At 70.9% G+C, this 12810-nt stretch carries 13 protein-coding genes; 11 read left to right on the plus strand and 2 right to left on the minus strand.

The genetic code is table 11. From position 1 onward, the window contains the following. The first annotated feature begins 63 nt into the window (after positions 1-63). The 3 genes from ACLBKU_RS05445 (at position 64) to ACLBKU_RS05455 (ending at position 2647) form a co-directional block, all read left to right on the plus strand. Positions 64-504 (plus strand): Lrp/AsnC family transcriptional regulator, encoded by a 441-nt coding sequence (locus tag ACLBKU_RS05445; protein WP_410178517.1) that lies wholly within the window; start codon positions 64-66, stop codon positions 502-504. Positions 505-683: 179 nt separating this feature from the next. After that, complete coding sequence (locus tag ACLBKU_RS05450) at positions 684-1736, plus strand: diacylglycerol/lipid kinase family protein (protein ID WP_410178518.1); 1053 nt, start codon at positions 684-686, stop codon at positions 1734-1736. Further along, positions 1733-2647, plus strand: coding sequence for a hypothetical protein (locus tag ACLBKU_RS05455; protein WP_410178519.1), 915 nt, complete (start codon positions 1733-1735; stop codon positions 2645-2647). Before ACLBKU_RS05450 ends, ACLBKU_RS05455 begins: the two co-directional genes overlap by 4 nt. A 9-nt stretch (positions 2648-2656) precedes the next feature. On the opposite strand, the gene ACLBKU_RS05460 is transcribed toward ACLBKU_RS05455, so the two are convergent. Continuing rightward, on the minus strand, positions 2657-3196 hold the full coding sequence (locus tag ACLBKU_RS05460) for a DUF2141 domain-containing protein (protein WP_410178520.1): 540 nt from the start codon (positions 3194-3196) through the stop codon (positions 2657-2659). A gap of 227 nt (positions 3197-3423) precedes the next feature. On the opposite strand from ACLBKU_RS05460, the gene rpe reads away from it, so the two are divergent. The 8 genes from rpe (at position 3424) to ACLBKU_RS05500 (ending at position 11743) form a co-directional block, all read left to right on the plus strand. Further along, positions 3424-4086, plus strand: a complete 663-nt coding sequence (gene rpe / locus ACLBKU_RS05465; protein ID WP_410178521.1) for a ribulose-phosphate 3-epimerase — start codon at positions 3424-3426, stop codon at positions 4084-4086. Beyond that, positions 4086-5954 (plus strand): heparinase II/III family protein, encoded by a 1869-nt coding sequence (locus ACLBKU_RS05470; RefSeq protein ID WP_410178522.1) that lies wholly within the window; start codon positions 4086-4088, stop codon positions 5952-5954. The genes rpe and ACLBKU_RS05470 overlap by 1 nt, the downstream gene beginning before the upstream one ends. A gap of 8 nt (positions 5955-5962) precedes the next feature. After that, complete coding sequence (gene purH / locus ACLBKU_RS05475; protein WP_410178523.1) at positions 5963-7564, plus strand: bifunctional phosphoribosylaminoimidazolecarboxamide formyltransferase/IMP cyclohydrolase; 1602 nt, start codon at positions 5963-5965, stop codon at positions 7562-7564. A 326-nt stretch (positions 7565-7890) separates the two neighbouring features. After that, positions 7891-8076, plus strand: coding sequence for a hypothetical protein (locus ACLBKU_RS05480; RefSeq protein ID WP_410178524.1), 186 nt, complete (start codon positions 7891-7893; stop codon positions 8074-8076). A 4-nt stretch (positions 8077-8080) separates the two neighbouring features. Continuing rightward, a complete protein-coding gene (msrA, locus tag ACLBKU_RS05485) occupies positions 8081-8761 on the plus strand; it encodes a peptide-methionine (S)-S-oxide reductase MsrA (protein ID WP_410178525.1) in 681 nt (226 codons plus the stop codon). Positions 8762-8858: 97 nt separating this feature from the next. Next, positions 8859-9323: a Fur family transcriptional regulator gene (locus tag ACLBKU_RS05490; protein ID WP_410178526.1), complete on the plus strand. Its 465-nt coding sequence runs from the start codon at positions 8859-8861 to the stop codon at positions 9321-9323. A gap of 58 nt (positions 9324-9381) precedes the next feature. Next, a complete protein-coding gene (gene dxs, locus ACLBKU_RS05495) occupies positions 9382-11313 on the plus strand; it encodes a 1-deoxy-D-xylulose-5-phosphate synthase (RefSeq protein WP_410178527.1) in 1932 nt (643 codons plus the stop codon). Between the two features lie 13 nt (positions 11314-11326). Continuing rightward, positions 11327-11743 carry a hypothetical protein gene (locus ACLBKU_RS05500; protein WP_410178528.1) on the plus strand — a complete coding sequence of 139 codons (417 nt, stop codon included), beginning with the start codon at positions 11327-11329 and terminating at the stop codon, positions 11741-11743. Positions 11744-11752: 9 nt separating this feature from the next. Here ACLBKU_RS05500 and ACLBKU_RS05505 read toward each other — a convergent pair whose 3' ends face one another. Beyond that, entirely contained in the window at positions 11753-12736 is a 984-nt protein-coding gene (locus ACLBKU_RS05505; RefSeq protein ID WP_410178529.1) for a VacJ family lipoprotein, read from the minus strand. Between the last annotated feature and the right edge of the window lie 74 nt (positions 12737-12810).

Raw genomic sequence — 12810 nt, forward strand, 5'->3', positions numbered from 1 at the left:
CCGGGCGGGGCCATGTCTGGAGATTCTTGCGTCCGATGCCGGTTCGGCGCATGGCTCTTGCACATGGATCGCACGGACCGGAAAATTCTCGCCATCCTCGCCGCGGACTCGGCGCTCACCGGGGAGCGGCTCGGCGAACGCGTCGGCCTCTCGCCCTCGGCCGCGCACCGGCGGGTCAAGGCGCTCGAGGAGAGCGGCGCGATCCTCGGTTACCGCGCGCGCCTGTCACGCGCGGCGCGCGGGAACCCCTCGACCGTGTTCGTGCAGGTCACCCTCACCGACCAGCGCCAGGCGACGATGCTCGCCTTCGAGGAGGCGCTCGCCCGCACCGAGCAGGTCGCCGAGGCCTACCTGATGAGCGGCCCGTCGGACTACCTCGTCAAGGTGCTGGTGCGCGACGACGACAGCTACGAGCGCATCCACCGCGAGATCCTCTCGGCCCTGCCCGGCGTGCAGCGGCTCGTCAGCCAGTTCACGATCCGTACATTGGAAGGCGGCGACTAGCGGCTGACCCCCGCCCGCGGAATGTTACAGGCCGAAGTCGCTCGTCGCACGCGGAATATTCTTCGTCGCGAAGCGCTTGCCTTTTCATTCCGGGTGGTGATGCCCAAATCTGGGCTCGTGGCGCCATCGCGCCGCGTACGCGTGACAGAAAGTGACCTCGGGAAGACTATAGGACGCGCATGCCCGGCTCGATCTACGAATTCGCACAAATCCCCCGCGTCGCACCCGCCGACGCGCGGAGCCGTGCGCCGAGGGGCCGGCGGCCGCGCGACACCGGCAAGCCGCCGAGCATCGGGGTGATCTACAACCCGCGCAGCCACCGCAATCTCGGGGCGGATTTCGACTGCGGCGTGTCCCCGCAGGTCTACATCGCCCAGCCGCAGGCGCGCGCGCAGCTGCCGCTGGCGCTCGCCGAGATGGCCGAGCGCGGGGTCGACCTCCTCGTCATCAACGGCGGCGACGGCACGGTGCGCGACGTCCTGACCTGCGGGCAGGCGATCTTCGGCGACGACTGGCCGGCGATCGCGGTGCTGCCCAAGGGCAAGACCAACGCGCTCACGGTCGACCTCGGCGTGCCCGACGACTGGACGCTCCAGGCCGCGATCGAGGCGCTCGACCACGGCGGCCGGGTGTGGCGCCGCCCGCTCAGCGTCGCGCCGGCGGGGAGCGCGCCGGGCGAGCCGGCCGGGCGGGCACTCGGCTTCGTGCTCGGCGCGGGGGCCTTCACCAAGGCGACCCAGGCCGGGCAGAGCGCGCACAAGCTCGGCGCCTTCAACTCGGTGGTGGTGGCGGTGACCGGCATCTGGGCGCTTCTGCAATCGCTGTTCGCAGGCCGCAGCAACCCCTGGCGGCGCGGCGCGCGGATGCGCATCGGGCTCGGCGCCAACGGCGTGCCGATGGCGCATAGCGGCCACGGCGATCCGGCGATGCGCCAGCTGCTGTTCGCCTCGACGCTCGAGCGGCTGCCGGCGGGGATCAAGGCCTTCGGGACGCTCAAGAGCGGGCTGAAGCTGGTGGCGATCGACCAGATCCCGCGGCGCACCACCGCGCTGATCCCGCTCGCGCTGATGGGTCGGCTCAAGGGCCCGCTGCGCGACCGCGGCATCCACCAGCTCGCCGCGACCCAGTTCAGCCTGTCGATCGAGGAACCCTTCATCCTCGACGGCGAGGCCTTCCCGGCGGGCGATTACCGGATCGAGCAGGGCCCGGAGCTCGCCTTCGTCACCCCATGAGCGTCGGCTCCCCGGCGCTGGCGGAGCGGATCGCCGCGCGCCTCGCCACCCCCGTCGACCCCGCCGTCGCCGCCTTCGCGGGCGCCCTCGCTGACGCTGCATGCGCACGGGCGGTGCTGTTCTACGGGTCGAACCTGCGCACCGGCTCGCTGGACGGCGTGCTCGACTTCTACATCCTCCGCCCCGGCACCGGCGAGGCGGCGATTTGGCCGACGGTCAGCTACCACGAGCGCGACTGGCAGGGCACGACCCTGCGCGCCAAGGTCGCGACGATGGCCTTCGCGACCTTCGCCCGCGCCTGCGGGGGAGAGACGATCGACACGACGATCTGGGCGCGCTTCGTCCAGCCGAGCGCGCTCGTCTGGACCGCCGACGAGGCCGCGCGCGGGGAGGTGATCGCCGCGCTCGCCGCAGCTGCGGCCACCGCCGCGCGGCTCGCCGCCGCTCTGGGCCCGGCGAGCGGCACGGCGGAGGACTACTGGCGCGCGCTGTTCCGCGCCACCTACGCGGCGGAGTTCCGGGTCGAGAGAAGCGGGCGCGAGAACGACATCCTGTCGGTCAACGCGGCGCACTTCGCCGGGCTCCTGCCGCTCGCGCTCGAGGCGGCGGGGATCGATCCCGGCCTTCAGGGCGAAACGCTCACCCCGCGCCTTGCGCCCGGCGAGAAGGCGCGCATTCTCAGCTGGTGGGCGAAGCGCCGCCGGCTCGGCAAGCCGCTCAACCTCGTGCGCCTGCTCAAGGCCAGCACCACCTTCGAGGGCGCGGCGCGCTATGCCGCGTGGAAGATCGAACGGCACACCGGGATGGCGGTCGAGCTCACGCCGCTCGCCGAGCGCTTCCCGCTGCTCGCTGCGCCGGGGGTGCTGTGGGACCTCGGCAAGCACCGCCGCCGCCAGCGCCGCGGCGGCTGATGCGGCGCCTCAGCGGTACTGCACCGCGATCGCCATCCGGGTGACGCCCGGGCCGGCGGTGAAGCGCGCCTTGTCGACGCCCGGCGGGCGCGGGAGCACGCCGAGGAAGCTCCCGAACTTGACGTTGTTCGAAACCCCCGCCCCGTCGGTCGAGAAATCGGTGTCGCGGTTGCCGTTGACGTCGTGCTGGACCGTGATCGCGTAGTCCCCCGCCGCGGGGAGCGGGATGCACACCGTGGTCGTGCCCTGCCGCGGCTTGACCTCGATGCGGTGAATGTAGCGGCGGCTCTTCAGCCAGTCGCTGCTCCGCGCGTAGTAGGTGCGCACGAAGAGGTTGCCCGCGGAGGACTTGAGCCCCGTCACGTCGAGCCTAACCGCCGGGCCCTTGCCCGCAGCACAGCGGCTCATGTCGTTGCCGATCTTCGAGCCGAGCACCACAGGCGCGGCCGAGGCGGGCGCGGCGGCGAGGCCGGCGAGCGCACCGAGGGCAAGCGCCGCGGCGAGCGGGCTGCGGGCAGCGCGGTGCGGGAGGTTCACGGACATGGCCATCTTTCGGGGAAGCTAGGAGGAGAGGGCGGGGCGCGCAAGCCGGGCGCTATGCTCTTGAAGGCCTGTGGACACGGAGCACCTTTGGCCGGAACGGGCTGAATTGCGGCTTAATTGCCGGTTGGGCCGCCGTTCACCGTGGAAAAGGGCCTGTCCGCGGCTTGTCCGCTGAATCGCCAAGCACCTATGGCTTGACGCACGCGTCGCAAGAAGGGCCTCCTGCCAGCGCCATGCCCCAGCCCCTGATCTCGCCCTCGATCCTGTCCGCGGACTTCGCGCGGCTCGGCGAAGAGGTGCGCGCGATCGACGCGGCGGGGGCGGACTGGATTCACATCGACGTGATGGACGGGCATTTCGTGCCGAACATCACGATCGGCCCGGCGGTGGTCAAGGCGCTGCGGCCGCACACCACGAAGCCCTTCGACGTTCACCTGATGATCGCCCCGGTCGACCCCTACCTCGAGGCCTTCGCCGAGGCGGGGGCGGACATCATCACCGTCCACCCCGAGGCCGGGCCGCACATCCACCGCACCCTCCAGGCGATCAAGGCGCTGGGCAAGAAGGCGGGCGTCGTCATCAACCCCGGCACGCCCGTAGAGGTGCTCGACAACCTCATGGACCTTGCCGACCTGATCCTGGTGATGAGCGTCAACCCCGGTTTCGGCGGGCAGAGCTTCATCGCCTCGCAATTGGACAAGATCGCGCGCATCCGCTCGATGATCACGCGTTCGGGCCGCGCGATCCACCTCGAGGTCGACGGCGGCGTCAATGTCGAGACCGCGCGGATGTGCGTCGAGGCGGGGGCCGACGTGCTGGTCGCGGGCTCGGCGACCTTCAAGGGCGGGCCCGATGCCTATGCGGCCAACATCGCCGCATTGAAGGGCGCGAGGTGATGGCGAGCCTGCTGCGCACCCCGGCCTCGGCCCGCGCCGAAGCGCTGGTGGAGCGGGTCGGCGATGCGCCGCTGCTGGCCCTCGCGAGCAGCGCCGAGCCGGGGGTCGAGCCCGCCCCGCCGCCGCCCGAGGAGCCCTCGCGCGCGCTGGCGCTCTCCGATGTCATCGCGGTCAAGTCGGGGCCGGGCGAGGCGCTGATCCGGCTCGCCTACCGGCTCGGGGTGCCCGGCCACGCGCTCAGCCAGCCGTTCCGCCGCCCGCAGGCGCTGCGGCTGTTGGCGACCGTCACCTCGCCCAACCGCGGCGAGCGCGCGGCGGGCACCGCGCTGCGCGCCGGGCACTTCCTGATCCACGGCGCGCGGCTTCCCATCGCGAGCTTCGATTTCGCCCCCACCGCGCTCCACGCGCCCGGCACCCTGCGCGTGGTCCACTCCTTCGCCTGGCTCGCCGACCTCGCCGAGAGCGCCTCGCGCGCCGACGGGGCGGGGGTGGCCGAGCGGATCGCCACCCAGTGGCTGCGCCTCAACGGCGCGCCCGGTCGCGGCCCGGCATGGGAGCCGGAAATGGCAGGCCTGCGGCTCGTCGCCTGGCTGGTCCATGCCCCGCTGGTGCTCGGCGGCACCGACAAGAGCCTGCGCGCCCGGCTGCTCGCCGCGATCGCCGAGACCGCGAGCGTCCTCGACAAGCGCGCCCCGAAGGAGCCCGCCGGCTTCGGGCAGGTCGCCGCCTGGGCCGGGGTGGTCGCCGCCGGGCTGCTGCTGCCCCACGGCAAGCCGCGGCGGCTCTACGGCGAGGCGGGGCTGGTCACGGCGCTCGGCGACATGGTCGGCGAGGACGGCGGCGTGCTGTCGCGCTGCCCCGCCGCCCAGCTCGACGCCATTCGTCTCCTGACCGACCTCCTCGCCTGCTACGAGGCGGCGAAGGTCGCGCCGCCCCCGGCGCTCGGCGTGATGCGCGAGCTGCTCGTCCCGCCGCTCCTCGCGCTGCGCCACGGCGACGGATCGCTGGGGAGCTGGCAGGGGCAGGGCGCGATCCCCGCCGAGCGCGTCGCCGCGGTGATCGCAGCGAGCGGGGTGCGCACCCGTCCGCTCGCCAAGCCGGCGGGCTGGGGCTACCAGCGCATCAAGGCGGGCGAGACGCTGCTCCAGTTCGACACCGCCCCGCCGCCGCGCGCGAAGCACGCCCGCACCGGCTGCGCCTCAACCCTCGCCCTCGAGCTCTCCGACGGCCCGCAGCGGATCATCGTCAATTGCGGCGGCGCGGCGCTCGCCGGGGGGCAGGTCCCGGCGCGCATCGGGCAGGGGTTGCGGGCGACCGCCGCCTTCTCGACGCTGGTGCTCGACAACGCCAACTCGACCGCCGTCCTCCTCCACGGCCAGCTCGGCAAGGGCGTCGAGACCGTCGAGATCGACCGCCGCATGGTGCCCGGCCGGAGCGGGCGCGAGGCGACCCGGATCGAGGCGGCGCATGACGGCTATGCCGGCCGCTTCGGCCTCACCCACCGGCGCATCCTGACGCTCTCGGCCGACGGCACCGAGCTTGCCGGCGAGGACATCCTCGTGCCCGCGAGCCGGAACGGCAAGCGCGGCAAGATCGGCTTCGCGATCCGCTTCCACCTGGGGCGAGGGGTCGAGGTGCAGCTTTCCCCCGACCGGCGCGGGGCAAGCCTGCTGCTCCCCGACGGTCGGCTCTGGCAATTCCGGCTCGGCGGGGATAGGGCGGGCGCCGACGAGATCACCCTCACTGCCGAGGACAGCCTGTGGGTCGACGGCGAGGGCCGCCCGCACGCCACCGAGCAGCTGGTGATCGAGGGGCTGGCATTGCGCAGCGGGGGGCAATTCTCCTGGCTGCTGAGGAAGACAGGATAGATTTTCCGATGAGCGACAACGTGATCCGCCGGGCGCTGCTGTCAGTGTCCGACAAGGCCGGTTTGGCCGACCTCGGCCGTGCGCTGGCGGAGCGCGGGGTCGAGCTGGTCAGCACCGGCGGCACCGCAGGCTGCTTGCGCGAGGCGGGGCTGACGGTGAAGGACGTCTCCGAGCTCACCGGCTTTCCCGAGATGATGGACGGGCGGGTGAAGACGCTTCACCCCAAGGTCCACGGCGGGCTCCTCGCGCTGCGCGATAACCCCGAACACGTCGCCGCGATGCAAGCGCACGCGATCGGTGCGATCGACCTCGTGGTGGTCAACCTCTATCCCTTCGAGGCGACCGTGGCGAAGGGCGCCAGCCGCGAGGAAGTGATCGAGAACATCGACATCGGCGGGCCCTCGATGGTGCGCTCGGCGGCGAAGAACCACGGCTTCGTGACGATCCTCACCGACCCCGCCGACTACGCGACCCTCGTCGCGGAAATGGACGCGAACGGCGGCGCGACCACCCAGGCGTTCCGCACCCGCATGGCCGGCAAGGCCTATGCCCGCACCGCCGCCTACGATGCCGCGATCGCCAGCTGGTTCGCCTTCTCGCCCGCCGCCAGCGACGAGCCGACGCTGTTCCCCGAGACGCTCCCCCTCGCCTTCAGGCGCGCCGACACGCTGCGCTACGGCGAGAACCCGCACCAGTCGGCGGCGATCTACGTCCCGCAGGTCGTCGGGACGGCCGGGGTCCCGCAGGCGGCGCAGCTCCAGGGCAAGGAGCTCTCCTACAACAACCTCAACGATGCCGACGCCGCGCTTGAGCTTGCCGCCGAGTTCGCCGGGCAGGAGCCGGCGGTGGTGATCGTCAAGCACGCCAACCCCTGCGGCGTCGCGCAAGGTTCCTCGCTGCTTGCGGCGTGGGAAGCGGCGTTGGCCTGTGACAGCGTCTCGGCCTTCGGCGGGATCGTCGCGGTCAACACCGAGCTCGACGCCGCGACCGCCGAGGCCATAAGCGCGATCTTCACCGAGGTGGTGATTGCCCCCTCGGTCTCGGAAGAGGCCAAGGCGATCTTCGCCAAGAAGAAGAACCTGCGCCTGCTCGAATGCGGCCAGCTTCCCAACCCGCGCCGCGGCGGGCTGGCAATGAAAACCATCGCCGGGGGCGTGCTGATCCAGTCGCGCGACGCCGGGGCGATCGGGCCCGACGACCTCAAGGTGGTGACCAAGCGCGCACCCACGAGCCAAGAGCTCAAGGACTGCCTCTTCGCCTGGACCGTCGCGCGGCACGTCAAGTCGAACGCGATCGTCTATGCGAAGGACGGCGCCACGGCGGGGATCGGCGCGGGGCAGATGAACCGCCGCGACTCCGCCCGCATCGCCGCGATCAAGGCGAAGGAAGCCGCCGAGACCTACGGCTGGGAGGCTCCGCGCACCGTCGGCAGCGCGGTCGCCTCGGACGCCTTCTTCCCCTTCGCCGACGGGCTCCTCGCCGCCGCCGAGGCAGGCGCGACCGCGGTGATCCAGCCGGGCGGCTCGATCCGCGACGACGAGGTGATCGCCGCCGCCGACGCAGCCGGGCTCGCGATGGTGTTCACCGGGATGCGCCACTTCCGGCATTGATGTGTTGCGAGCGGGTATCCGCCCGCTCGTCCTCGGTGCGTTTCCCTTTGCTTCGCTTCGGGAGCACCTGCGGCTCGGCCGCTTGGCCTCGCGGTCCTGCGGGCCGGTGATTGCGGGACGCCAGCAGGGGACAGCCCTAAGCGAAATCGCGCATCTCGTCGCAACTGCCGAACGGTTCGGCTCGAGGAAGCCTTAAGCGCAACTATTATTCAGCCGTTACGTAACCAGTATAGGGCCGCAGCCCAATACGGCCTTGCGTCCTGTTCATCCCGCCGCAATTCGGTGTCGGGCAAGGGACGCGCAACACACGCGATAACGAGCTTCCCATGCGCCTCTTTGCTCCCGACCTCTACCGCAACTTCGGCATCGGCTTCGCCCTCGGCGCGGCCGTGATCTTCGGGGCGAACGTGATCGAGGGCAACGGCGCGGTGGCCTCGCCCGCCCAGGCCGCCGAGCTCATCAAGGCCCCGGCCCCCACGGAAGACTTCGTGATCGCGCCTGTCCAAGGCTGATCCCATGCACAAATTCGCTACCCTTCTCCTCGCCGGCTCGCTGGCGCTGAGCGCCTGCGCCGGTCCCGCGATTGCCGAGGAACCGGTCGACGCCCCCGCCGCCGCCCGCCTTGCCAAGGAACCCAAGGGGCTCAAGACCGCGATCTTCGCGGGCGGCTGCTTCTGGGGCGTCGAGGGCGTGTTCAGCCACGTCAAGGGCGTCACCGGCGCGGTCTCGGGCTACCACGGCGGCACCGCCAAGAGCGCCAGCTACGAGATCGTCTCGAGCGGCATCACCGACCATGCCGAGGCGGTCAAGGTCACCTACGATCCGTCCGTGGTGCGCTATGACCAGCTGCTGCGGATCTTCTTCTCGGTGGTCGCCGATCCCACCCTCAGGAACCGCCAGGGCCCCGACGTCGGCACGCAATACCGCAGCGCGATCGTCCCCACGAACGCCGAGCAGGCCGCGGTCGCCAAGGCCTACCTCGCCCAGCTGGCCAAATCGGGGCTGTGGAGCAAGCCGATCGTCACCGGGATCGAGAGCTACAAGGCCTTCTACCCCGCCGAGCGCTACCATCAGGACTTCATGCTCGCCAATCCGAAGCACGGCTACATCCAGCGCTGGGACGCGCCGAAGGTCGCGGCGCTCAAGCAGATGTTCCCGACACTCTACAAGGCGAGCTTCCTCAAGGACGCAGGCTGAGAACCCGTCCCTCCCCGTTCGCGCAGCGAAGGGGGAGGGACTTGGCGGAGCAATGCCCCCACTGGCGCTTCACCGCACGCCCCATTATATCCCCCGCATGGGCCAGCACGCGCACAGCCACCACGAGCACTCGGGCGACGATCTCGTCGTCGAGGCGGCGCGTGCGCTGGTCGCGTCGGGTGAGCAATGGACCTCGATGCGCGAGGCGGTCTTCGCCGAGCTCGCGCGCCACGAGCGGCCGGTCTCGGCCTACGACATCGCCGACAACCTCTCCGCCGCGCGCGGCAAGCGGGTCGCGCCGAACTCGGTCTACCGCATCCTTGATGTCTTCGTGGCGAACAACCTCGCGATGCGGGTCGAGAGCGCCAATGCCTACCTCGCCAACACCCACCCGGGCTGCGCGCATGACTGCATCTTTCTCGTGTGCGACGAATGCGGCGAGGCCGCCCATGTCGACGACGAGGAGGTGAGCCGCGCCGTCCGCGCCATCGCTGCCACCCGCCACTTCAAGGCGGAGCGCCCGGTGCTCGAGATCAGGGGCCTGTGCAAGGCCTGCGCCTGAGGCTCAACCGCCAACCCTTCATCGACACGGGCGGAATGCGGGTGTAAGGCCGACGGTTATGACACAACCGCCTTACACGCCCCTGCTCGACCAGGTTGACACTCCCGACGACCTTCGCCGCCTCAAGCCCGAACAGCTCCGCCAACTCGCCGACGAGCTGCGCGCCGAGATGATCGACGCGGTGAGCGTCTCGGGCGGGCACCTGGGATCGGGGCTGGGCGTCGTCGAGCTGACGGTTGCGCTGCACTATGTCTTCAACACGCCCGAGGACAAGCTCGTCTGGGACGTCGGGCACCAGTGCTATCCGCACAAGATCATCACCGGCCGCCGCGACCGCATCCGCACCCTGCGCCAGGGCGGAGGCCTGAGCGGCTTCACCAAGCGCTCCGAGAGCGAGTACGATCCCTTCGGCGCCGCCCACTCCTCGACGTCGATCAGCGCGGCGCTGGGCTTCGCCATCGCCAACAAGCTCAAGGGCGCGCCGGGCCGCGGCATCGCGGTGATCGGCGACGGCTCGATGAGCGCCGGCATGGCCTACGAGGCGATGAACAACGCCGCGCAGGCGGGCAACCGGCTGATCGTCATCCTCAACGACAACGATATGTCGATCGCGCCGCCGGTGGGCGGCCTGTCGGCCTACCTCGCACGGATGGTGTCCTCGTCCGAATACCTGGGCATCCGCAGCCTCGCCAGCCGCGCGGTCAAGAAGATGAGCCGCCGCCTCCACGACACCATCGGCAAGGCCGAGGAATTCACCCGCGGCATGGTGACCGGCGGGACCCTGTTCGAGGAATTGGGCTTCTACTACGTCGGCCCGATCGACGGGCACAACCTCGATCACCTCCTGCCGGTGCTCGAGAACGTGCGCGACACCTCGGAAGGCCCGGTGCTGATCCATGTCGTCACCGAGAAGGGCAAGGGCTACGCGCCCGCCGAGAACTCCGCCGACAAGTATCACGGCGTGCCCAAGTTCAATGTCGTCACCGGCGAGAAGGCCAAGAGCAACCCGACCGCGCCCGCCTACCAGGACGTGTTCGGGAACACGCTCGCGAAGCTCGCCGAGAGCGACGACCGGATCGTCGCGATCACCGCCGCGATGCCCTCGGGCACCGGGGTCGACAAGTTCGCCAAGGCCCACCCGACCCGCAGCTTCGACGTCGGGATCGCCGAGCAGCACGCGGTGACCTTCGCCGCCGGTCTCGCCGCGCAGGGGATGCGGCCCTTCGCCGCGATCTACTCGACCTTCCTCCAGCGCGCCTATGACCAGGTGGTGCACGACGTGTGCATCCAGAACCTCCCCGTGCGCTTCGCCATCGACCGCGCCGGGCTGGTCGGGGCGGACGGGGCCACGCACGCGGGCTCCTTCGACATCACCTATCTCGCGACGCTTCCCAACATGGTCGTGATGGCCGCCGCCGACGAGGCGGAGCTCGTCCACATGACCTACACCGCCGCCGAATACGACGAGGGCCCGATCGCCTTCCGCTACCCGCGCGGCAACGGCACCGGGGTGCCGCTTCCCGAGGTTCCGGAGAAGCTCGCGATCGGCAAGGGCCGGGTGATCCGCGAGGGCACGAAGGTCGCGATCCTCTCGCTGGGCGCGCGGCTCGAGGAGGCCAAGAAGGCCGCCGATACGCTCGAGGCCAAGGGACTCTCCACCACCGTCGCCGACCTGCGCTTTGCGAAGCCCCTCGACGAGGAACTGATCGCCCGGCTGATGCGCACCCACGAGGTCGTCATCACCGTCGAGGAAGGCGCGATCGGCGGCCTCGGCGCGCACGTGCTGACCTTCGCGAGCGACTCCGGCCTGACCGATGCCGGGCTCAAGGTCCGCACCCTGCGCCTGCCCGACACCTTCATCGACCACGACGATCCGGTGAAGCAGTACGACGAGGCCGGGCTCAACGCGCCGCACATCGTCGAGGCGGTCTTGAAGGCGCTGAAGCACAACAGCGCCGGGATCGAGACGGGCGAAGAGGCGCGGGCGTAAGCGTCGCCTGCCGATGGGCGCGTTGCTCGGGGTCCCGGAGTGGCTGGCTCTCGGCGACTTCGTTCTCGGCGCGCTCGGTCTGTGGCTCGGCCTCGGCGCGTGGCTCCTGCGCCGCGCGCACCGGCGGGTCGCGGCGCGCCGCCCCAATCCGACCGAGGCGGAAACCCTAGACATGATGGCGCGGGACACCTCGCCCGAGGCCGCACGCTTCGTGTGGACGCAGGCTCTGCGCTACGTGGAACCGCAGCTCACACCGCACCCTGATGACGATCTCATCAAGGACCTGTGCATCGACGACGACGATCTGGGGATGGACTGGCCGCAGGAGTGGGCGGATCAGCGCGGGTTCTCCATGCAGGCGCTGCCAGAGTGGCCGAAGGACTGGACGCCGACCGTGCGCAACTACGCGCGCTGGCTCGACCTTGCCTGATGGCGCGTCTCAGCGCCCCCCGGTGATCAGCAGCGCCTCCGCGCCGCCTGCGGGCTCGGTCACCTTGTCGCCCTGCTTCGCCGGTGCCGGAGGGGCCTTCAGCGCCTCGAGCTCCTCGAGCCAGCGGCTGTCCTCCTCGCTGAGCGGCTCGCCCTTGAGCTCCGCGATATCGCGACGGCGCTGCGCCAGATAGGTCTCGCGCCGCAGCCGGTAGGGATCGTCCGAGGCCTGGATGCGCGCCAGCTCCTCGTCGAACTCGGTCCGCTGGTCGAGGCCGTTGACCACGAAATAGGTCACCGCATAGGCGGGGCGGTTGAAGGGCTTGCCGACCGCAACCGGCAGCAGCAGCTGGTCGAGCGTGCTTCCGGCAAGGTCGCGCGCCGTGGTCGCGCCGGTCACCGGCAGGTAGAGGTAGGGGCCCGGCCCGACGCCATAGTAGCCCATCGTGTTGGCGAAGCCGTTGCGGCGGTAGGGCAGGCCGGCCTTCTTGCCCGCCACGTCGAACAGCCCGCCCACGCCCACGGTGGTGTTGATCGCCATCCGCCCGAGCGTCTCGAAGGCCTTGCCGACCTTGCCCTGGAGCAGGAAGTTGAGCGCGTTGCTCGGCTCGCCGAGATTCTTCACGACATTGCCGAGCCCGTCGCGGATCGGTTCGGGCAGGCGGTCGCGATAGGCATCGGCGACCGGCTCGACCACCGCCTTGTCGACCGCCTGGGTGATCCGGTAGCTCTCCTCGTTGACGCTCTCGAGCGGGTCGCTCTTGGGCGGCCCGACCTCGCCCTCGACCACGATCTCGTTCTCGGGCTCGCTGGACTCGTCCGCTTGCGGTGGCGGGTCCGGCGGCGCGGCGGGCGCCTCCTGCGCGGCGGCGAGGGTCCAGGTGGCGGGCGCGATCCCGCCCTGCGGCGCGGCGCCGGCGAGCGCGGCGCTCAGCAGCGCGGGCGAGGCAGCGAACAGCGCGGGCGAGGCGGCGAGCAGCGCGAGCGTCGACATGGCGTTCCTTTCCTCGCTCCTTCTACCGGCCTCGGCCTGCGGGGACGGTCCCGTCCTTGCCCTTTATCCATGCC

The organism is Erythrobacter sp. NE805, from assembly GCF_046452355.1.
GTDB lineage: Bacteria > Pseudomonadota > Alphaproteobacteria > Sphingomonadales > Sphingomonadaceae > Erythrobacter.

Bases quoted from the DNA above. Each gene is read 5' to 3' on its own strand.
- ACLBKU_RS05455 (WP_410178519.1), top strand. From the start codon at position 1,733: ATGAGCGTCGGCTCCCCGGCGCTGGCGGAGCGGATCGCCGCGCGCCTC.
- msrA (WP_410178525.1), top strand. From the start codon at position 8,081: ATGCACAAATTCGCTACCCTTCTCCTCGCCGGCTCGCTGGCGCTGAGC.
- ACLBKU_RS05480 (WP_410178524.1), top strand. From the start codon at position 7,891: ATGCGCCTCTTTGCTCCCGACCTCTACCGCAACTTCGGCATCGGCTTC.
- ACLBKU_RS05470 (WP_410178522.1), top strand. From the start codon at position 4,086: ATGGCGAGCCTGCTGCGCACCCCGGCCTCGGCCCGCGCCGAAGCGCTG.
- ACLBKU_RS05505 (WP_410178529.1), bottom strand. From the start codon at position 12,736: ATGTCGACGCTCGCGCTGCTCGCCGCCTCGCCCGCGCTGTTCGCTGCC.
- ACLBKU_RS05490 (WP_410178526.1), top strand. From the start codon at position 8,859: ATGGGCCAGCACGCGCACAGCCACCACGAGCACTCGGGCGACGATCTC.
- rpe (WP_410178521.1), top strand. From the start codon at position 3,424: ATGCCCCAGCCCCTGATCTCGCCCTCGATCCTGTCCGCGGACTTCGCG.
- ACLBKU_RS05445 (WP_410178517.1), top strand. From the start codon at position 64: ATGGATCGCACGGACCGGAAAATTCTCGCCATCCTCGCCGCGGACTCG.
- purH (WP_410178523.1), top strand. From the start codon at position 5,963: ATGAGCGACAACGTGATCCGCCGGGCGCTGCTGTCAGTGTCCGACAAG.
- dxs (WP_410178527.1), top strand. From the start codon at position 9,382: ATGACACAACCGCCTTACACGCCCCTGCTCGACCAGGTTGACACTCCC.
- ACLBKU_RS05460 (WP_410178520.1), bottom strand. From the start codon at position 3,196: ATGGCCATGTCCGTGAACCTCCCGCACCGCGCTGCCCGCAGCCCGCTC.
- ACLBKU_RS05450 (WP_410178518.1), top strand. From the start codon at position 684: ATGCCCGGCTCGATCTACGAATTCGCACAAATCCCCCGCGTCGCACCC.
- ACLBKU_RS05500 (WP_410178528.1), top strand. From the start codon at position 11,327: ATGGGCGCGTTGCTCGGGGTCCCGGAGTGGCTGGCTCTCGGCGACTTC.